The sequence below is a fragment of the Trinickia symbiotica genome (assembly GCF_003028655.1).
In the GTDB taxonomy this organism is placed as follows: domain Bacteria; phylum Pseudomonadota; class Gammaproteobacteria; order Burkholderiales; family Burkholderiaceae; genus Trinickia; species Trinickia symbiotica_A.
On the sequence record NZ_PYUC01000017.1, the window covers coordinates 68,440 to 85,180 of the forward strand.

The window sequence follows — 16,741 nt, forward strand, 5'->3', positions numbered from 1 at the left end:
ATATGGCACGTCTCAAAGTTCTCTACGGGTTTCATGCCGTGACGGCACGCTTGCGTCACGATCCATCGACGGTCGAGGAAGTTCTCTACGACGCTACACGGCGCGATCGTCGCATGCAGGACTTCCTGCATACCGCGAAAGAAGCGGGCGTTCGTCTGATCGCGGCCGACGAAACAAGGCTGTGGGGGCTCGCGCATACGGAGCGCCATCAAGGTGTCGTCGCTCGCGCGACCGATCTGCCGCTTGCGCAGAACCTGGCCGAACTGCTCGACGGCATCGAAGGTCCCGCGCTTTTGCTCGTGCTCGACGGCGTGACCGATCCGCACAACCTCGGCGCATGTCTGCGCGTGGCCGACGCCGCAGGCGCGCATGCGGTCATCGCGCCGCGCGATCGCGCCGTTGGGCTGAATGCGACAGCGGCCAAGGTCGCGAGCGGCGCTGCCGATACGGTGCCCTATATTACGGTGACGAACCTCGCACGCGCGTTGCGCGAGCTGAAGGATGCCGGGGTATGGGTCGTCGGGACGGCAGGCGATGCCCCGGCCAGCCTCTACGCGACGAAGCTCGATGGTCCTGTTGCCGTCGTCATGGGCGCCGAAGGCGAGGGGATGCGGCGCTTGACTCGCGAGACGTGCGACGAGGTCATGCACATCCCGATGGCCGGCACGGTCGAAAGCCTCAACGTTTCCGTGGCAAGCGGTGTCTGTCTGTTCGAGGCCGTTCGGCAGAGAGCGGCCAAGCCACTTCCTTGATCGAGAATTGTCTCCCATGAATCAAGACGAACTGAAGCGCCTCGTCGGCCAGGCAGCGGCCGACTACGTCAACAAGAATGTGCCCGAAGGCTCGGTGATCGGCATCGGCACCGGCTCGACGGCGAACTGTTTCATCGATGCGCTCGCCGCGCGCAAGGATCGCTACCGCGGCGCCGTATCGAGTTCGGTGGCAACGACGGCACGGCTCGAGCAGCATGGCATTCGCGTCTTCGACCTCAACGAGATCGAATCGCTGCCGATCTATGTCGACGGCGCGGACGAAATCGACGCGAGCGGCGCGATGATCAAGGGCGGCGGCGGCGCGCTCACGCGCGAAAAAATCGTCGCGTCGGTGTCCGATGTGTTCGTCTGCGTCGCGGACGCGTCGAAGCGCGTCGATCTGCTGGGCCGGTTTCCGCTGCCCATCGAAGTCGTCCCGATGGCGCGCACGGCGATCGGCCGTCGCGTGCTGGCGATAGGCGGCGTCCCCGTGCTTCGCGTACGGCAGGACGGCACCCCGTACGTCACGGACAACGGCAACGAAATCATCGACGTAAAAGAGCTGCGGATCGATGATCCGCGCGCGCTCGAAGCCACGATCAACGGATGGCCGGGCGTCGTGACCGTGGGGCTTTTCGCCGCGCGTGGGGCCGATCTTTGTCTGCTCGCTTCGGACCAGCGTGTCGAGACAGTCAACTATCGCGGCTGAGCACGGTCCGATCCGCGGATGATGCGTGCGTCTCGGCGTGCCCAGAGCGCCAGGCTTCAGGCCACCGTATTCGTCTGACGCAGACTCGGGAGCAGCCGGTCGAACTCGCGCTTGACGAGACCGTAGCATTCACATGCGCGCGATTCGAGCCCTTTGCGGTCGAGGACCTTGATATGGCCGCGGCTGTGATAAATGAGCCCTTCCTCGTGGAGCTTGCCGGCTGCCTCCGTGATGCCTTCGCGACGCACGCCGAGCATATCGGCGATCATCTGCTGTGTCACCGCCAGCTCGTTCGTCGCGGCGCGATCGATCTCGATCAGTAGCCAGCGACAAAGTTGCTTGCTCAACGAGTGATGGCGGTTGCATGCCGCCGTTTGAGCGACCTGCGTCAGAAGCGCTTGCATATAGAGCAACATGAGCCGGCGCAGCAGGTCGGACCGTGCGATTTCCTGTTTCAGTTGCTGCGCGCTCATGCGGTAGGCGAACCCGGCGCATTGGACTTGCACGCGGCTCGGCATCGTTTCTCCGCCCGTCAACACTTGCACCCCCGCCATGCCTTCGCGGCCCACCGCGGCAAGCTCGACCGAGCCCCCATCCTCCATCATCGACAGAATCGAGATGATGGCTGTCGTCGGAAAGTAGACGTGGTGGATCTTGTGGCCGCAATCGCAGAGCAGCTGTTCAGTGCGAAGATGAACAAGCTCGAGATGCGGGGTCAGCGCTTGCCACTCGTGCGGCGGCAGCGCGCCGAGGAGGTGGTTGCCGTGAAGGTCGGATTGTAGTGTCAACATGATCGGTCCTCGAATGAATGCCACGTCGTGCGCGAAGCGCACGTGCTCTTGCGGCTCATCGTTGCTCGGGCCGGTAACGGTTAACGGCTCGTACTTCCGGGTTATTTTGCGAAGGAGCCAAAATTCTTCGCGAAGTACCCACCCCCGTTCCGGCGTTGTTTGCCTCTCCCTGGCCGTGGCTGCCACGTCGTCTGTGCGGCAGCACTCAGTTGCGGGCGAGGTTCAGCGAGGATCGTGCCAAGCCCCTGTATGACGGCGTCGGACACGGCAGCGGCTATGTTGCGGCGCGGTGCGTTGAGATTGCGCCGCCTTTTTGTTTCAAATCTGCACAATCGCGATGGTGGGTAGCGGTCCTCACAAACCGCTTCGGATCGGTGAGCTAAGCGCTTGACGGGATTGGCATTTCCCCGTGACAAGCGGGCCTCTACGAGCCGCAGGCAACGGCCTGACGCGCGGTCCGAGAGGCGGGCGGCCGCGTTGCGAATTTGATTCAGTTATGTTGCATCGGTCACATTGGATGCCCCGCCACGACCTCTGCGCTGACCGGTGAAAGCCGCCTGCAGCAAGGGCAGCGGGCGGATGGGCACATTCAAACGCGACGTATCGCGGCGTGCGAACGAATGCGAGCAAACGCCATTCGATGGCGTACCTTGTCGGCACGCTTGTAAAAAACCGATCGCGGCGCGAGTGACTCATTGTTGAGACGTGTCGAGTGTTCGATGGCGAATAAGGTTTCGCGCGAGTGTCGGGCCGCTAGCAACAATGAGTGCGATTGCGAACGGAAACCCCTTTCTCCGAGACGTACCGTGCAACATGACGATTCGTCTTACCTGGGCCTGTGGCTCGTCGCTGCGTGTATGAAACGCGGCCATCGTGCAGTGTTCATTAAAGCAGCGCTCGTCGTCGATTGGGAACCGCATTGCGTAGTACTGCGAAGTAATTTGCGAGGGTGTGAAGTTGCGGCGCGTGCCACCGTTGAAGCACATTCGGCATCGGTGCGATCAGAGGGATAACCCTGTCAGGCGTTTCCCAATAGCGTATCGAATTTGGTCGAAGCACCGTATTCATATACCCGAAAGCGCTATGCGAGGGTTTTGAAACGAAACAGCAAGGACAGGCGTCGGTCGGCGCATCGGGGGAGTCATGGAGCAGGGCAAGGACCGTTCACTGGTCAGCAAGGTAATGGACGGGCTCGTCTCAGGGATCGTCGAAGAAAAATATGGGGCGATTCTTCCGCCGCAAGACGTGCTTTCGAAGGAATTCGACGTCAGCCGGACCGTCATGCGCGAAGCGTTGTCGATGCTGCTCGCGAGGCACATGTTGGACGTGCGTCCCAAAGTTGGCACCCGGATTCGGGCGATGCGCGACTGGCGGATGATCGACGAGGACGTCGTCAACTGGCGGTTTCGCGCTAAGCCCGATCCGCTTTTCATGCGCGACGTCATCGAGTTCCGGATGCTGATCGAGCCTCGCGCGGCCGCGCAGGCAGCCGCGCGCGCGAGCGTGGCCGATGTCGCCGCGATCCGCGAGGCGTTCGATCTGTTCAAGGGGCTCGCGCCCGGCGATACGGGCTACGCGTCCGCGAACGAACTGTTGCATACGCGCATCGTCCATGCGAGCGGCAATCAATTCTTTCAGCAAATGGCAGCCATCATCCGTGGAGCCTTGCAGGCGACGCAACCTATGCTCGCGGAAAAGGCCGGCGCGTGGGAAATATCCGTTCAGACTCACGAGCGCCTCGTGTCGGCGATAGAGCGGCGCGATCCCAAGGACGCCGAAGCCGCCGCGCTCGCCCTCATCGAGCTGGCGGCCGACGAGATCAGTCGCGAGTTCGCCGTCGAGGTACCGAGCCGGCATTAGCGATCAGCCGCCGGCCGCGGGTCCGTTCGTCCCCGTGCCGGCGCGCAGCGCTCGGGCGAGTTCGCGCGGCGTTAGGTGTGTCGACAGTCAATGGCGCGTCGGCAGCGCGAGGCGCCGCTCATACCAATGCTGGACCCACTCCAGGACCTGACAAAGGACCCAGTAGACCGCCGCGGCCGCGAGGTAGAGCGGTAGCGGTTGATAGGTCGTCGCGATGATTTCCTGGGCGCTGCGCAAGAGCTCCGTCACGGTGATGACCGAAACCAGCGATGTATCTTTGATGAGACTGATGAGGCTGTTCGAGAGGCTCGGCACGGCGATCCGCAGCGCCTGCGGTCCGATCACGTAGCGCAGCGTCTGCCGCCGCGAGAGCCCCAGGCTATATGCGGCGAGCCATTGGCCGCGGTGAATGCCGTTGATCGCGCCACGCATGCTTTCGGAGAGATAGGCCGCCACGTTGGCCGAAAGCGCGATCACGCCGGCCGGCGTCGGATCGAGCGAAAGGCCGACGCTCGGCAGGCCGTAATAGACGACGAAGATCTGCACGAGCAGCGGCGTGCCGCGCATGATGCTGACGTAGGTGCGAGCGATGCCGACGAGCGGCTTGCGATGGCTGATACCCATCAACGCGATGACGGTGGCGGCGAGGAGTCCGAAGATCATCGAAAGCACCGCGAACTTGATCGTCAGCACGGCGCCCTGCGCGAGCGCGGGCAGCGATTGGGCGAGCAGGGAAGTCGTGGACATGACGTGGGTTTGCTATCTCGTACTCAGCGTATTTAACGTGTAGCCGGCGGACGTCGATACGAATGCGGGGCCCCACATCATATACGCGCCAATACGAAAGGGCGGCATCGCAACGATGCCGCCCTTGCATGGTTCAGCTCGTGATTCGTTACTTGTTCGTGGCCGAGGTGCTCTCCGTCGGCTTCGTCACGTCGATGCCAAACCACTTCTCGGAGATCTTCGTGAATGTGCCATCCGCTTCGAGCTGCTTCATGGCGTCGTCGATCGCCGCGGCGAACTTTGGATTGCCCTTGCGGAACGGGATGGCCGACGGCGTGCCGCCCGACACCTGGGCGCCTGCGCGCAGCGGCAGATCCGATCCCTTCAGCAGGTAAGCCACCATCAGCTTGTCGTTGAGTGCGGCATCGAGGCGTCCGGCCGCGAGATCGCGCAGATATTCCGGCGCGCCGGGGTACGTCTTGACCTCGATACCGGGAACGGCCTTCGCCATCTGCTCGTAGTTCGTGCCGAGGCCGAGCCCGAGCTTCTTGCCCTTCAGGTCATCGAGCGATTTGAACTGGCGCGAGTCGTTCTTGCGCTGAATCAGTTCGGCACCCGAGTACGTATAAGGGGGCGAAAAGTCGAGGACTTGCTTGCGTGCGTCGGTTGCGCCGACCTGATTGACGATCACGTCGAACTTGCCCGCCTGCAGACCGGCGATGATCCCGCTCCACTCCGTCGTGATGAACTCCGGCTTCAAACCGAGCTTGGCAGCGACGGCTTTCGCGATATCGACGTCGAACCCGACGAGATCCCCTTTGGCGTCTTTGGAGTCGAACGGGGGAAACGTTCCCTCGAGGCCGATGCGCAGCGTCCCGCGCGCCTTGGCCTCGTCGAGCAAGTCGGCGGCGTGGGCAGTGGCTGCGACGAAAGCCGCTCCGATCAGGCCAGCCGTCAGGATCTTCTTCAACGTCGTTACTTTCATTCGGGTCTTCTCCTTGCCTCGCAGGCATCGATGTGGGGAGCAATCATAGCGACAACTCAATCGCCCTTTAAATATCGTTTGCCTATTTCTATATGACCGGCGTTCGCGCCGCTCTCTGAGCGATCGCCTCGACGCACTCGCCCACGAGCGCCGGTCCTCGATAGATGAAGCCCGTGTAGAGCTGGACGAGCGACGCCCCGGCGGCGAGCTTCGCGACGGCATCCTCGCCTGAGGCGATACCGCCCACGCCGATGATGGCCACCGCATCGCCGAGCCTCTCGCGCAGCTGCGCGATGACTCGGTTCGAAGCCTCGAACACTGGCTTTCCGGACAGGCCACCCGTTTCTTCAGCATGCGGCAGGCCCGTGACCGCCGCGCGCGAGAGCGTCGTGTTGGTGGCGATGACACCCTCCACGCGGTGCCGCAGCAGCGTATCGGCGATCGAATCGATCTGCTCGTCGTCGAGGTCGGGCGCGATCTTGAGAGCGAGCGGCACGAGTTTGCCGTGCATATCGGCGAGGCGCTGTTGCTTGTCCTTCAGCGCGCCGATCAGCGCATCGAGCTCGCTTGCGCCCTGCAGCTGACGCAGGTTTTTGGTGTTCGGCGACGAGATGTTGATCGTGACATAGCTCGCAAACGGGTAGACGCGCTCGAGGCAGTACAGATAATCGTCGGCCGCGCGCTCGATCGGCGTATCGGCGTTCTTGCCGATGTTCAGGCCGAGCGGGCCGCGGTAGCGAGCCGCCTGGACGTTCTTGACGAACTGATCGACCCCACCGTTGTTGAAGCCCATGCGATTGATGAGCGCCCCCGCCTCGGGCAGCCGGAAAATGCGCGGCCGCGGATTGCCGGGCTGCGGACGCGGCGTGACCGTGCCGACTTCGATGAAGCCAAACCCGAGCGCGGCAAGCCCGTCGATGCAGGCGCCATCCTTGTCGAGGCCGGCGGCGAGCCCGACGGGATTGCGAAAAGCGATGCCCATCACGGTACGCGGCAGGTCGTGAACGTGTGTCGCGAGCAGTTTCACGAGCCCGGTGCGGCCGGCGGCGCCGAGCGCGCGCAGCGTCAAATGGTGAGCGTCCTCCGCATCCATGCGAAAGAGGCGGGTGCGGGCGAGCGGGTAAAGGGAGCTGAGCACGTCGAGTTGGCGGCGAAAAATGAAGGCGCGCTATTTTACCGGCTTCCGTGCGCGAGCCCGAGACGCGCCGCAGCATCGATCGCGATGCGTCAGCCGCGCCGCGCGCGCCATGCCGCGTCGACGGGGGGCAAGCCGCCCTCGGCGGCGCCCGTGGCCGGGTCGAGCCGGGTCCAGCGGCCGTCGGACAGCCCCTCCAGCGGCCGGAAATTCGCTTTGTAGGCCATTTTGGGGCTCTCACGGATCCAGTAGCCGAGATAGACGTAGGGCAACCCCAGGCTGCGCGCCTGTTCGATCTGCCAAAGGATGTTGTAGGTGCCGTAACTGGTGCCCGGCGCGTCGGGCTCGAAGAACGTGTAGACCGAGGAGAGCCCGTCGCCGAGAATGTCGATCATGCTGACCATGCGCAGCACGCCCTGTTCGGCCGCCGCCATTCCCGGCGCGGCCGAGGCCGGCTCGCGAAATTCGACGAGGCGCGAATTGATCCGGCTGTGCAACAGGAACTGCTCGTACTGATCGCGGCTGTCGCGGTCCATGCCGCCGCCCGCGTGGCGCGCCGCCTGATAGCGCATGTAGAGCGCGTAATGCTCTTCGTCGTAATGCAGTGGGGAAACGGTGGCGGCAAGGTTCGCGTGCTTTTTCCAGACGCGCCGCTGCGTCCGGTTCGGCGAGAAAGCTTCGACGGGCACGCGCACCGGCACGCAAGCACGGCAGCCTTCGCAATAGGGGCGATAGGTAAAGACGCCCGAGCGGCGGAAGCCGGCCTTGACGAGCTCGGTATAGACGTCTGAATTGATCAGGTGGCTCGGCGTCGCGACTTGCGAGCGCGCGATGCGTCCCTCGAGATAGCTGCAGGGATAGGGCGCCGTTGCATAGAATTGCAGCGCGGAAAGGGGGGATAACGGCAGCTCGTTGGGGTGCGTCATTGCGGCTCTCGAAGCATCGTCCCTCTCTATCTTATGCAAGCCGCTCCGATGCTTTAGCGGGCTTGGTCGCTTTGCGCGGCCTTCGGCAAGACCTCGAGGAGAGCCGTCTTGTCGAAGCGCCACGGAATCGGAGCTTCGGCGACGGCCGTGCGCACGTGCGCGACGAAGGCCTTGCGTGCGATCTCGCGACCGCCGAGCGACGCCAGATGCGACGTATTCTGCTGGCAGTCTATCATTTCCACCCCGTGGCCGCGAAGGTGCCCGACGAGGGCGGCGAGCGCGATTTTGGAGGCGTCACTGACGTCGGCAAACATCGATTCGCCGAAAAACATGCGCCCTAGCGAGACGCCATAGAGTCCGCCGACGCGTTTCCCGTCGAGCCACGTTTCGACGCTGTGCGCTTCGCCGACGCGATGCAAGGACGAGTAGGCGTCGATGATCTCCGCGGTGATCCAGGTGCCGCGCTGCCCGCGCCGGGGCGCCTGCGCGCAGGCACGCATGACGCCCGCGAAATCGTGATCGACGCGGATCTCCCAGCGCGCCTCGCGCAGCACGCGCCGCAGGGTCTTGCGCAGCGACGGCGAGACTTTGAACTCGGCGGGCACGAGGATCATGCGGGGATCGGGGGACCACCAGAGCACGGGCTGGCCGTCCGAATACCAAGGGAAGATGCCGCGACGATACGCGTCGACGAGACGCCAAGGCAGCAAATCCGAGCTCGCCGCGAGCAGGCCAGGCGCGCCGCTCACCGGGCCGAGCGCATGCTCGACGGGCGGGAACGGGTCATCGGGGCCGAGCCAGGGAACCATCGGTGAACTACGTTTTGAGGTGCGTATCGGAGCGCAACGAGGTCAGCCTTCGCGAAGCGAGCGGAAGATGTCCCCCGTGTGCAGGCCGTAGCTGCCTGCCGAGCGATCGGCGAAGAAGAAGCGCAGCGTTTGCCCGACGGTCGGAAACGCGATGTCGTCCCACGGAATCTCGCCTTCGTCGAAGAGCCGAACCTCGAGACTTTCCTCGCCCGCCTCGATGTCGATATCGAGCAGGCGCGCAAGATAGAACAGATGCACTTGATGCACGTGCGGCACGTTGAGCAGCGAGAAAAGGTGCTGAACCTCGACGCGCGCACCGGCTTCCTCGAGCGTTTCGCGCGCGGCGGCTTCGGCCGTCGTCTCGCCGATTTCCATGAAGCCGGCAGGCAGCGTCCAGTAGCCGTAGCGCGGCTCAATCGCGCGACGGCACAACAGCACCTTGTCTTCCCAGACAGGCACCGTACCGACTACATTACGTGGGTTCTGGTAGTGCACGGCCCCGCAGTTCTCGCAGACGAACCGCTCGCGATTGTCTCCGGGCGGTATGCGTAGACTGACAGGGTGACCGCAGGCTGAGCAGAATTTCATGGATGGCGCGCGCTTGAGGGTGATGGGAGTTTATCACCGGGCGCAGCACGCGCCGCATGGCGGCGGCGATTCGGACGGAAGCTCGGGCGCGCGGCCGCCTTGTCCGGGGCCGCGATGCCGGCACGAAAACTTCGCTGCAGAACCGGAGTCGAGTGCGAAGCGCCGACCCGGTCGAAAGGCGGTGTCAGCCGAAAAGCTTCAGTGCTTGCCGTAGCGTATTGACGACGCCCCATGCGAGCGGGATCAGAACATACGCCCAGAAGACGACGATCGCGACGCGGTTGGTCCGATGAGCGGCGGTCGGTGGAGTGCTCATGAGTCGTCTCCTTACAGTTCTTTCGCGAGCTGCGCTTCAGTCATGTGGTGCTTTTCGTGCACGCGCGTGACGAGCAGGTTGCAGATGAAGCCGATGACGAGCAGGAACGCCATGATATGGACCGTCATCGTGTAAGCATCGGCTTTCGCCACGCCGTGAGCGACCTCGTATGCGCGGATGTAATTGACGAGCACCGGGCCTGCCACGCCCGCGGCTGACCATGCCGTCAACAGCCGGCCGTGGATGCCGCCGACGAACGCGGTGCCGAACATGTCGGCCAAATACGCAGGCACGGTCGAGAAGCCGCCGCCATACATCGATAGAATCACGCAGTAGGCCAGCACGAAGAGCGCAATATTGCCCGCGGCCGCGAAACTCGGCACGAGATAGTAGAGCACCGCGCCGAGCACGAAAAAGACGAAGTAGATGTTCTTGCGGCCGACCCAGTCGGACGCGGACGCCCACACGAATCGTCCGCCCATGTTGAAAAGCGAGAGCAGCCCGACGAAGCCGGCCGCGGCCGCCGGCGTCACCGTGTTCTTGAAGCTTTCCTGAATCATCACAGAGGCTTGCCCGAGGATCCCGATGCCGGCCGTCACGTTCAGGAAGAGCACGAGCCAGATCAGGTAGAACTGGCGCGTCTTGAGGGCCTCGTCGATATGAACGTGGTTGCGCGTGATCATCTTGTGCGAGGTGTCGGGCGGCGTCCATCCGGCCGGCTTCCAGTCGGGCGCCGGAACGCGGATCGCGAGCGCGCCGATCGACATCGAGATGAAGTAGGCGATGCCGAGCACGACGAACGTCTGTGCCACGCCGACGCTCGTCGCGCTCTTGAAGTGACTCATCAGCGCGACGGAGAGCGGTGCGGCGATCATCGCGCCGCCGCCGAAGCCCATGATCGCCATGCCGGTCGCCATGCCGCGGCGATCGGGGAACCAGCGAATCAGCGTCGAGACGGGCGAGACATAGCCGAGGCCGAGTCCGATCCCGCCTATCACGCCGTAGCCGAGGTAGAGGAGGACGATCTGGTGCAGCCACACGCCGACAGCCGAGACCAGAAAGCCGCCGCCGAAACAGCATGCCGCCGTGAACATCGTGCGGCGCGGGCCGGCATGCTCGAGCCACTTGCCCGCGAAAGCGGCGGACAGGCCGAGGAACACGATAGCCAGCGAGAAGATCCAGCCGAGCGTCGTGAGCGACCAGTCGTCGGGCGCCGATTGCGTGATGCCGATCACCTTCGTGAGCGGCCCGTTGAAGACAGAGAAGGCGTAGGCCTGCCCAATGCAAAGATGCACGGCAAGCGCCGCGGGCGGCACCATCCAGCGCGAGAATCCCGGGCCCGCGATGGTGGCCTGCTTCGAAAAAAACGAGGGCGAGCCACCGGATGGCTCGGTAATGCTACTGCTCATCGTGGTCTCCTGCATGTCGTCCGGAACGGGCTGTCCGTGTGGATTTTTGTTCTCACGAGACAGACGCACTGCGTCGTCAACGATAGGGGGACGGAAAGGGATGTGCAATAGGAGCCGGTACTACATAAAGGTCTGGCGGGAGGGGGGCGGCGCATGTAACAGTAGGGCCAGGTCGCTGATTTTGCGCGCTCGACGGGGACACTCAGGCCGCTCTAGAGAAGAGGCAGGTGGGTTCGCGCGAGAAGAAAAAAAGCCCGAGAGCGAATGCCATCGGGCTTTTTCGGAAGTCGGACGACGGTAGAAAGACTGCTTGGTTGCGGGGGTAGGATTTGAACCTACGACCTTCGGGTTATGAGCCCGACGAGCTGCCAGACTGCTCCACCCCGCGTCCGTCGAAGGGGTGATTATAGGGGAAAACGAGTACACTGTGCAAGCCGGATTTCGCAAAGCGTCGGCGAATCAAGCTCAACGCAGCTCAACGAACTCACGCCATGGATATCGATCACGACTTGAACACGATCGCGACGCAGGAACAATCCCTTGTTTTCCCGCGCTTCGATGCCGCCCGTGCGTGGCAGATCGGTGCTTTTCTGCACGAAATCGGCACGGCGCGCGGGCTCGCGCTCGCCATCGACGTTTCGACGTTCGGTCAGCCGCTCTTTTTCAGCGCGCTCGAAGGCGCGACGCCCGACAATGCCGCATGGGTACGTCGCAAGCGCAACGTCGTCGCGCACTTCAGACGAAGCTCGTACGCGATCGGCCTGCGCCTTCAACATGCGGGTGCAACGCTCGCCGATAAGCACGGCCTGCCTGTCGAAGATTACGCCGCGCATGGCGGCGCGTTTCCCCTTACGGTGGCCGGTGTCGGGGTCATCGGCTCGGTGACCGTTTCAGGCTTGCCGCAGCGCGCCGATCATGAGCTCGTCGTGGAGGCGCTTTGCGCCGAGCTCGGCCACGACTACGCGCGTCTTGCATTGGCGAAAGTCTGAGCGGCGGGCGGCGCAAGCCGCTCTCGTTCCTCTCGTTCTATTTCTTTTCAACCACGACGCGTACGCCAGCATGGGCCACGATGCGCCGGCTCGCGTCGCCGGTGCGCTCGGATGCATCCTCCCAAAGGCTGATGGCTTTGGGGATGTCGATCCCCTGATTTTCCGCGCGATCGAACCAGGCGGCGGCCGCAGCCGTTTCGTCGACCTCCTGGTCGTCGATGAAGTATTTGTGCATAGTGGGTCGTGTAGCTGAATGAGAACGAGCGCGGATCCCCGCGCCCGGACGAGAGCGATCGAAAGCAAGCTTGCAGGCCGCCGACATCGCCTTTTCGCAGTAGCAGCAAGAATCGAGCGCGTGCATCGTTATCACGGCTCCCCGCCTGCCGCCGCGCGTGCTACCGTTGGCATTTCCCGCGTAATTTCGACGTTTCTCATGCCCACGCCTCCGTCCGGTGGAATTGCTTGCGACACGTTGCAAACCCGAGTGGTCAATCGAATCGGCTTCATCGAGCTGAACCGTCCGCGCGCGCTCAATGCGCTTTCGTTGCCGATGATTCGCGCCATGCGGACGGCGCTCGACTCGTGGCGCGACGATGCGAGCGTGCTCGCCGTCGTCGTCCATAGCCCGCATGCGCGCGCGTTTTGTTCGGGAGGGGACCTGCGCGCGCTGTACGAAGCCGCCCTACGCGGCGACGTGGCGGCGCGCGACAGCTTTTTCATCGAGGAATACCTGCTCGACCATGCCATCTTCACGTTCCCCAAACCCTACGTCGCGCTGATGAACGGCATCGTCATGGGAGGGGGGATGGGCATCTCGCTCGGCGCGCATCGCACGGGGGGACTGCGCGTGGTGACGGGATCGACGCGGATGGCGATGCCGGAGACGCGGATCGGTTTTTTCCCCGACGTTGGCGCGACCTGGTTTCTTGCGCGCACGCCTGGCGCGATCGGCCCCTATCTCGCGGTCACGGGCGTGACGATCGACGCTGCCGACGCGCTCTACGCGGGACTGGCCGATGTTCGCATCGACGAGGCGGCCCTGCCCGACCTCCTCGACCGATTGCGAGACGAACCGTTCTTTGACGGCGCGAGCGTCGTCGACAGCGTGAGGCGGGTGGCCGAGTCGGCGCCCCGCGGCGCCGGTTCTCGCGCGAGCAGTTCGCTGGCCGCTTCCCGCGTATGGATCGATCGCCATTTCGGCCAACGCGATATCGCGCATATCTTCGCGTCGCTCGAGGGTGAGCGAGAGGACGGCGCGCGCGAGTGGGCAGCTGAAACGCTCGCCGTCATGCGAGAGCGCTCGCCGCTGTCGATGGCGGTTTCGCTCGAAGTCGTGGCGCGCGCGGAAGGATCGATGGCTGAATGCTTGCGGCGCGATCTCGATCTCACGCGCTCGACGTTCGAGTGCGGCGATGCCGTTGAAGGCGTGCGAGCACGCATCATCGACAAAGACAATCGGCCCCGCTGGCGTATTGCTCGCATCGAAGACGTGACCCGCAGCGAGGTCGAGCGCATGTTCGTCAGCCCCTGGTCCGCCGGCGAGCACCCGCTTCGCCGGCTGAGCGGCTGATTATTCGTCGGTCTCCGTTTCGGACATGAAGGCGCGCATGAAGACTAGCGCGCCCCAGCCCCATACCGCGTTGGCAGCGAACCCTTCGGCCAGGGGCGGCAGCATGTTGCCGCTCGGCCAGATGCCGCGTACCGGATCGACGACGAAGATGCGAGCAGCGGTAAGCGCGATGCCTCCGAAAAGACATGCCTGAACCCACGGCGCCACGCGTTCGGGCGACACGCGCAGGAGCCAGGCCATCAAGACGGCCCAGACCGCGCTCCAGAGTGCGTTCGCGACGAACTCGGGGATGCCGAGCGGTGCAAACGGTTCGGTCGAAAATCCGCCCGCGGAAATGAAGCCCGCAGTATGCAAGAGGCCCAGCGTGGCCTCGTGAAAGAACAATGCGGCAAGAAAGCCCGAAAGGAACGGAAGGATGACTTTTTGCATGAATTGAGCCGGGGCGGCCGCAGGGAGAGCAGCGGCTCGCGGCCCGCGATGGCCGGAAAACGAGCGTCATTATAGGGGCGCGCCTCGCCCGCGGGCGAAGTGCTAGCATGGTTTCAGCACTTGTATGCGAGAGGGGAGACGGCCATGTCCAAATCCTTGAGCCCGGAAGCTATCGAAGCGCTTCGGCGCCTCAACGAGGTCGGAGTCGGGCAGGCGCCGCCGCTCGTCTCGATGGCGGTAGCCGCCGAACTGCTCGGTGCGGGGCTCGCCGACGAGAACAGCAGCGGCGTCGTCGAGATCACCTGCGAGGGGAGGAAGTATCTGTCGGGCGATTGCGATTAGGCCTGCGCTCGCTTTGATTCCCAAGAGTGAACCGGCCGCGCCGCGCCGCGAGCGTCACGGCGAGGCGGATGGCGCGCCTTCGCCCTCGGAGTCCGCTTCGGCCGCATCGCGTGTTTCAGGCAGCGCTGCCCACACCAGGAACACAGCGAGCGCGCCTGCCGCGGCAAGGCAAAGGAAGCTCGCCGTGTTGCCGAAACGGTCGGCAACGAATCCCGCGACGAGTGTGGACAACGTCGCGCCGATACCGGCCGTGAGGCCGAAGAGCCCGATGCAAAGGTTGTAGTGCCCCTTGCCACCCGCGACGTCGGCCGCAATCAGCGGCAACATCACCCCGAACACGGCGGCGCTGATGCCGTCGAATGCCTGGATCGGCGCGAGCAGATACGGGCTCGATATGCTCGCGAGCAGCAGGGCCCGAACGGGCAGCGCGGCGAACCCGAAAATCAGCAGCGGGCGCCGGCCCCAGCGCTGCGCCGAGCGCCCCACCCACGGCGAGAGCGCGGCCACGACGATCTGCGGCACGATGATGCAAGCCGCGATGATGAGTTGGACGTTGTCGCTCATGTGCGTCGTCACTTCGCCCGCGGCGAGGTTCAGCATCGCCGCATTCGACAAGTGAAAGAGCGCGATACAGGCGGCGAAAATGAGCACGCGCTTATCGCGCAGCAACTCGCTCATGCTGCCGCGCTTCTCGGGCGAAGTGGGCATGCCGGGCGCGTCACCGACCGGCTCGATCAGCGACAGCGCGAGCAGCGCGGGGAGCGTCAGCCCGGCGGTCAGCCAGAACACGCCACGCGCCGACGAATACTCGCCGACGGCGCCCATCAAGCCCGCGGCCACGGCACTGCCGATCGATGCGAACCGTGCGTTGCGGCCTAGCCGATCACCGAGCGCATGGCGACCGACGAGTCCGAACGAGATCGCCGCGATGGCCGGCGTGAGCATGCAACTGGCGAAGCCGTGAAACACCTCCGCGGCGAAGACGGGAATCAGCGTCGGACTTGCCGCGAGCAGCAGGGCGCAAGCCGCGATCGCGAGGATCGCGGCGGCGCCGGCGGCTTTCTTGTTGCGCAGGGCGTCGATCAGCGCACCCGCGGGGACTTGGCTCAGCATCGCCGTGGCGGTGCCGACGCTGAGGGCGATGCCGATCTCTCCCTGCGTCCATTTGTTCGTCGTCAAATACGACGCGATGAACGGGCCAAAGCCTGTCTGGACATTGGCGAGAAAGAAATTCAGCCAGTCGAGTGCGCGAAGACTGCGTAAGGTTGCCATCTGCGCGTTCGTCACCGTGAAGAGGCTGTGCTCGTTGCCGCGGGCTTTGCCGGCGGCGGCGCGGGCGAGACGGCGCGCACGGTCTGATCGGGCTCGTAAGTCGGCGCCGCCTCGACTTGCGCATCCGAAAGGTCGGCCTGGACGGTCAGCCCCTCGTCTTTATTTTTATGCACGAAGCGCAGCGCCGACCAGTCCGCCGCGATCCGGCGCCGCTTATGGATGAGGCTGCCCACGTCGAGCACGGCGGCTTGCGGCGCCGCATGGTTGTCGACGAGCACATCGGTCACGCGACCGACGCGCGAGCCGTCGCCGCGCTCGACCGTCGCGTCGATGAGCCGCAGCAGCGGGGCATCGTCATGGGCCGCGCTCGCCGAGGCCGGGCCGTGTTTCTTCAGCGCCTCGGCCGCCGGCGGCTGTCCGTGCGGCACATCGAGCGTGATTGCCGTCTTTTTCGGCGCCATGTTGAACGTGAAGGCGCTCCAGGGGAAACGGATCTTCCGATCGCCGATTCCCATGAAGCCCGACAGATTGACGAGCATTTCGATCGGCTTGCCTTCCTTGTCGACGAACATGTCGATGGCGCGGCCGATGACCTTGCCGTCGGGCCGCTGCACGCGCGCGTCGAGCAGACTGCGCGTATCGTTCGACGACAGCAGCCGCGTCATGACGATCGGCGTCGGGGCGACGGGTGCGGGAGGTGGAGGCGTCTCGGCTGGCGCAGCGCGATGCGGCGGCGCTCGCCGATGCGCGGGGCGCGGCGGCGCTTTATGAGCCTCGGGCGCTTCCGCGTGCGTGGAGGGCGGGGCGGCGGGCTCGGGCGCCGACGCTTCGGAAGCCGCCTCGGGAGGCGATTCGGTTTCGGGTTCGGGCGGCGGGGCGGGCTGCTCCGTGACCGGCGGCGGCTTCGGCGCGAACCAGGTGCTGCAACCGGCAAGGACTGACAGCAGTATCCAGGCGAGAATCCACCGGATCACGTGTTGACGGGGAAGTCCGCCGCTCATCGATCATCGCTCCTTCTTTTGGCTTGGGTGCGCGAGCCGGCCGGCGAACGAGGCGCCGCGGCCGGCCCGGCATGCGCGGGCTACATTCTAGCGGCTCGCCGACACGCGCTGCGCATCGGCGGAGCAAACAGG

General features: G+C 64.5%; 19 protein-coding genes and 1 tRNA gene. 6 read left to right on the plus strand and 14 right to left on the minus strand.

All coding sequences use genetic code 11. The features are described 5' to 3' along the window. Positions 1-2 precede the first annotated feature (2 nt). Together rlmB and rpiA are read left to right on the plus strand one after the other, a co-directional pair. A complete protein-coding gene (gene rlmB / locus C9I57_RS27120; protein WP_107153669.1) occupies positions 3-752 on the plus strand; it encodes a 23S rRNA (guanosine(2251)-2'-O)-methyltransferase RlmB in 750 nt (249 codons plus the stop codon). A gap of 16 nt (positions 753-768) precedes the next feature. Continuing rightward, positions 769-1,461 (plus strand): ribose-5-phosphate isomerase RpiA, encoded by a 693-nt coding sequence (gene rpiA / locus C9I57_RS27125; RefSeq protein ID WP_107153670.1) that lies wholly within the window; start codon positions 769-771, stop codon positions 1,459-1,461. A 56-nt stretch (positions 1,462-1,517) separates the two neighbouring features. Here rpiA and C9I57_RS27130 read toward each other — a convergent pair whose 3' ends face one another. Further along, positions 1,518-2,252: a Crp/Fnr family transcriptional regulator gene (locus tag C9I57_RS27130; RefSeq protein WP_026229930.1), complete on the minus strand. Its 735-nt coding sequence runs from the start codon at positions 2,250-2,252 to the stop codon at positions 1,518-1,520. A gap of 1,143 nt (positions 2,253-3,395) precedes the next feature. Between C9I57_RS27130 and C9I57_RS27135 the strand changes: the two genes are divergently transcribed. Next, positions 3,396-4,112, plus strand: coding sequence for a FadR/GntR family transcriptional regulator (locus C9I57_RS27135; protein ID WP_107153671.1), 717 nt, complete (start codon positions 3,396-3,398; stop codon positions 4,110-4,112). A gap of 87 nt (positions 4,113-4,199) precedes the next feature. Here C9I57_RS27135 and C9I57_RS27140 read toward each other — a convergent pair whose 3' ends face one another. The 9 genes from C9I57_RS27140 to C9I57_RS27180 all read right to left on the minus strand — a co-directional run bounded on the left by C9I57_RS27140 (position 4,200) and on the right by C9I57_RS27180 (position 11,394). Beyond that, a complete protein-coding gene (locus tag C9I57_RS27140) occupies positions 4,200-4,859 on the minus strand; it encodes an amino acid ABC transporter permease (RefSeq protein ID WP_018442071.1) in 660 nt (219 codons plus the stop codon). Positions 4,860-5,007: 148 nt separating this feature from the next. Next, entirely contained in the window at positions 5,008-5,823 is an 816-nt protein-coding gene (locus tag C9I57_RS27145) for a transporter substrate-binding domain-containing protein (protein ID WP_107153672.1), read from the minus strand. Positions 5,824-5,911: 88 nt separating this feature from the next. Then, positions 5,912-6,961 carry a quinone-dependent dihydroorotate dehydrogenase gene (locus C9I57_RS27150; RefSeq protein WP_107153673.1) on the minus strand — a complete coding sequence of 350 codons (1,050 nt, stop codon included), beginning with the start codon at positions 6,959-6,961 and terminating at the stop codon, positions 5,912-5,914. Positions 6,962-7,050: 89 nt separating this feature from the next. Further along, positions 7,051-7,884 carry an arginyltransferase gene (locus C9I57_RS27155; RefSeq protein WP_107153674.1) on the minus strand — a complete coding sequence of 278 codons (834 nt, stop codon included), beginning with the start codon at positions 7,882-7,884 and terminating at the stop codon, positions 7,051-7,053. A gap of 53 nt (positions 7,885-7,937) precedes the next feature. Continuing rightward, a complete protein-coding gene (gene aat, locus C9I57_RS27160) occupies positions 7,938-8,693 on the minus strand; it encodes a leucyl/phenylalanyl-tRNA--protein transferase (RefSeq protein ID WP_107153675.1) in 756 nt (251 codons plus the stop codon). Between the two features lie 42 nt (positions 8,694-8,735). Next, complete coding sequence (locus C9I57_RS27165) at positions 8,736-9,281, minus strand: NUDIX hydrolase (protein ID WP_107153676.1); 546 nt, start codon at positions 9,279-9,281, stop codon at positions 8,736-8,738. Positions 9,282-9,465: 184 nt separating this feature from the next. Beyond that, positions 9,466-9,597 (minus strand): MFS transporter small subunit, encoded by a 132-nt coding sequence (locus C9I57_RS27170; RefSeq protein WP_107153677.1) that lies wholly within the window; start codon positions 9,595-9,597, stop codon positions 9,466-9,468. A gap of 11 nt (positions 9,598-9,608) precedes the next feature. Beyond that, complete coding sequence (locus tag C9I57_RS27175) at positions 9,609-11,006, minus strand: L-lactate MFS transporter (RefSeq protein WP_107153739.1); 1,398 nt, start codon at positions 11,004-11,006, stop codon at positions 9,609-9,611. A 311-nt stretch (positions 11,007-11,317) separates the two neighbouring features. Further along, positions 11,318-11,394, minus strand: a tRNA-Met gene (locus tag C9I57_RS27180). A gap of 103 nt (positions 11,395-11,497) precedes the next feature. Here C9I57_RS27180 and C9I57_RS27185 point away from each other — a divergent pair. Further along, complete coding sequence (locus C9I57_RS27185) at positions 11,498-11,995, plus strand: heme-degrading domain-containing protein (RefSeq protein ID WP_107153678.1); 498 nt, start codon at positions 11,498-11,500, stop codon at positions 11,993-11,995. Between the two features lie 37 nt (positions 11,996-12,032). Here the strand turns inward: C9I57_RS27185 and C9I57_RS27190 are convergent, their stop codons facing one another. Continuing rightward, positions 12,033-12,230 carry a hypothetical protein gene (locus tag C9I57_RS27190; protein WP_107153679.1) on the minus strand — a complete coding sequence of 66 codons (198 nt, stop codon included), beginning with the start codon at positions 12,228-12,230 and terminating at the stop codon, positions 12,033-12,035. Positions 12,231-12,428: 198 nt separating this feature from the next. Here C9I57_RS27190 and C9I57_RS27195 point away from each other — a divergent pair, with 198 nt between their 5' ends. Further along, positions 12,429-13,565, plus strand: coding sequence for an enoyl-CoA hydratase/isomerase family protein (locus tag C9I57_RS27195; RefSeq protein WP_107153740.1), 1,137 nt, complete (start codon positions 12,429-12,431; stop codon positions 13,563-13,565). Here C9I57_RS27195 and C9I57_RS27200 read toward each other — a convergent pair whose 3' ends face one another. Beyond that, positions 13,566-13,994, minus strand: a complete 429-nt coding sequence (locus C9I57_RS27200; protein WP_107153680.1) for a hypothetical protein — start codon at positions 13,992-13,994, stop codon at positions 13,566-13,568. Between the two features lie 144 nt (positions 13,995-14,138). Here C9I57_RS27200 and C9I57_RS27205 point away from each other — a divergent pair, with 144 nt between their 5' ends. Then, positions 14,139-14,336: a hypothetical protein gene (locus C9I57_RS27205; RefSeq protein ID WP_107153681.1), complete on the plus strand. Its 198-nt coding sequence runs from the start codon at positions 14,139-14,141 to the stop codon at positions 14,334-14,336. A gap of 54 nt (positions 14,337-14,390) precedes the next feature. Here C9I57_RS27205 and C9I57_RS27210 read toward each other — a convergent pair whose 3' ends face one another. Beyond that, on the minus strand, positions 14,391-15,623 hold the full coding sequence (locus C9I57_RS27210) for an MFS transporter (protein WP_440130252.1): 1,233 nt from the start codon (positions 15,621-15,623) through the stop codon (positions 14,391-14,393). Then, the gene (locus C9I57_RS27215; RefSeq protein WP_181321965.1) at positions 15,620-16,609 is read right to left on the minus strand and encodes a PRC-barrel domain-containing protein; all 990 of its coding nucleotides are present in this window, start codon (positions 16,607-16,609) and stop codon (positions 15,620-15,622) included. Before C9I57_RS27215 ends, C9I57_RS27210 begins: the two co-directional genes overlap by 4 nt. Positions 16,610-16,741: the final 132 nt, after the last annotated feature.

Coding starts and splice junctions, on each gene's coding strand:
- rlmB (WP_107153669.1), top strand. CDS start 3: ATGGCACGTCTCAAAGTTCTCTACGGGTTTCATGCCGTGACGGCACGC.
- rpiA (WP_107153670.1), top strand. CDS start 769: ATGAATCAAGACGAACTGAAGCGCCTCGTCGGCCAGGCAGCGGCCGAC.
- C9I57_RS27130 (WP_026229930.1), bottom strand. CDS start 2,252: ATGTTGACACTACAATCCGACCTTCACGGCAACCACCTCCTCGGCGCG.
- C9I57_RS27135 (WP_107153671.1), top strand. CDS start 3,396: ATGGAGCAGGGCAAGGACCGTTCACTGGTCAGCAAGGTAATGGACGGG.
- C9I57_RS27140 (WP_018442071.1), bottom strand. CDS start 4,859: ATGTCCACGACTTCCCTGCTCGCCCAATCGCTGCCCGCGCTCGCGCAG.
- C9I57_RS27145 (WP_107153672.1), bottom strand. CDS start 5,823: ATGAAAGTAACGACGTTGAAGAAGATCCTGACGGCTGGCCTGATCGGA.
- C9I57_RS27155 (WP_107153674.1), bottom strand. CDS start 7,884: ATGACGCACCCCAACGAGCTGCCGTTATCCCCCCTTTCCGCGCTGCAA.
- aat (WP_107153675.1), bottom strand. CDS start 8,693: ATGGTTCCCTGGCTCGGCCCCGATGACCCGTTCCCGCCCGTCGAGCAT.
- C9I57_RS27165 (WP_107153676.1), bottom strand. CDS start 9,281: ATGAAATTCTGCTCAGCCTGCGGTCACCCTGTCAGTCTACGCATACCG.
- C9I57_RS27170 (WP_107153677.1), bottom strand. CDS start 9,597: ATGAGCACTCCACCGACCGCCGCTCATCGGACCAACCGCGTCGCGATC.
- C9I57_RS27175 (WP_107153739.1), bottom strand. CDS start 11,006: ATGAGCAGTAGCATTACCGAGCCATCCGGTGGCTCGCCCTCGTTTTTT.
- C9I57_RS27185 (WP_107153678.1), top strand. CDS start 11,498: ATGGATATCGATCACGACTTGAACACGATCGCGACGCAGGAACAATCC.
- C9I57_RS27190 (WP_107153679.1), bottom strand. CDS start 12,230: ATGCACAAATACTTCATCGACGACCAGGAGGTCGACGAAACGGCTGCG.
- C9I57_RS27195 (WP_107153740.1), top strand. CDS start 12,429: ATGCCCACGCCTCCGTCCGGTGGAATTGCTTGCGACACGTTGCAAACC.
- C9I57_RS27200 (WP_107153680.1), bottom strand. CDS start 13,994: ATGCAAAAAGTCATCCTTCCGTTCCTTTCGGGCTTTCTTGCCGCATTG.
- C9I57_RS27205 (WP_107153681.1), top strand. CDS start 14,139: ATGTCCAAATCCTTGAGCCCGGAAGCTATCGAAGCGCTTCGGCGCCTC.
- C9I57_RS27215 (WP_181321965.1), bottom strand. CDS start 16,609: ATGAGCGGCGGACTTCCCCGTCAACACGTGATCCGGTGGATTCTCGCC.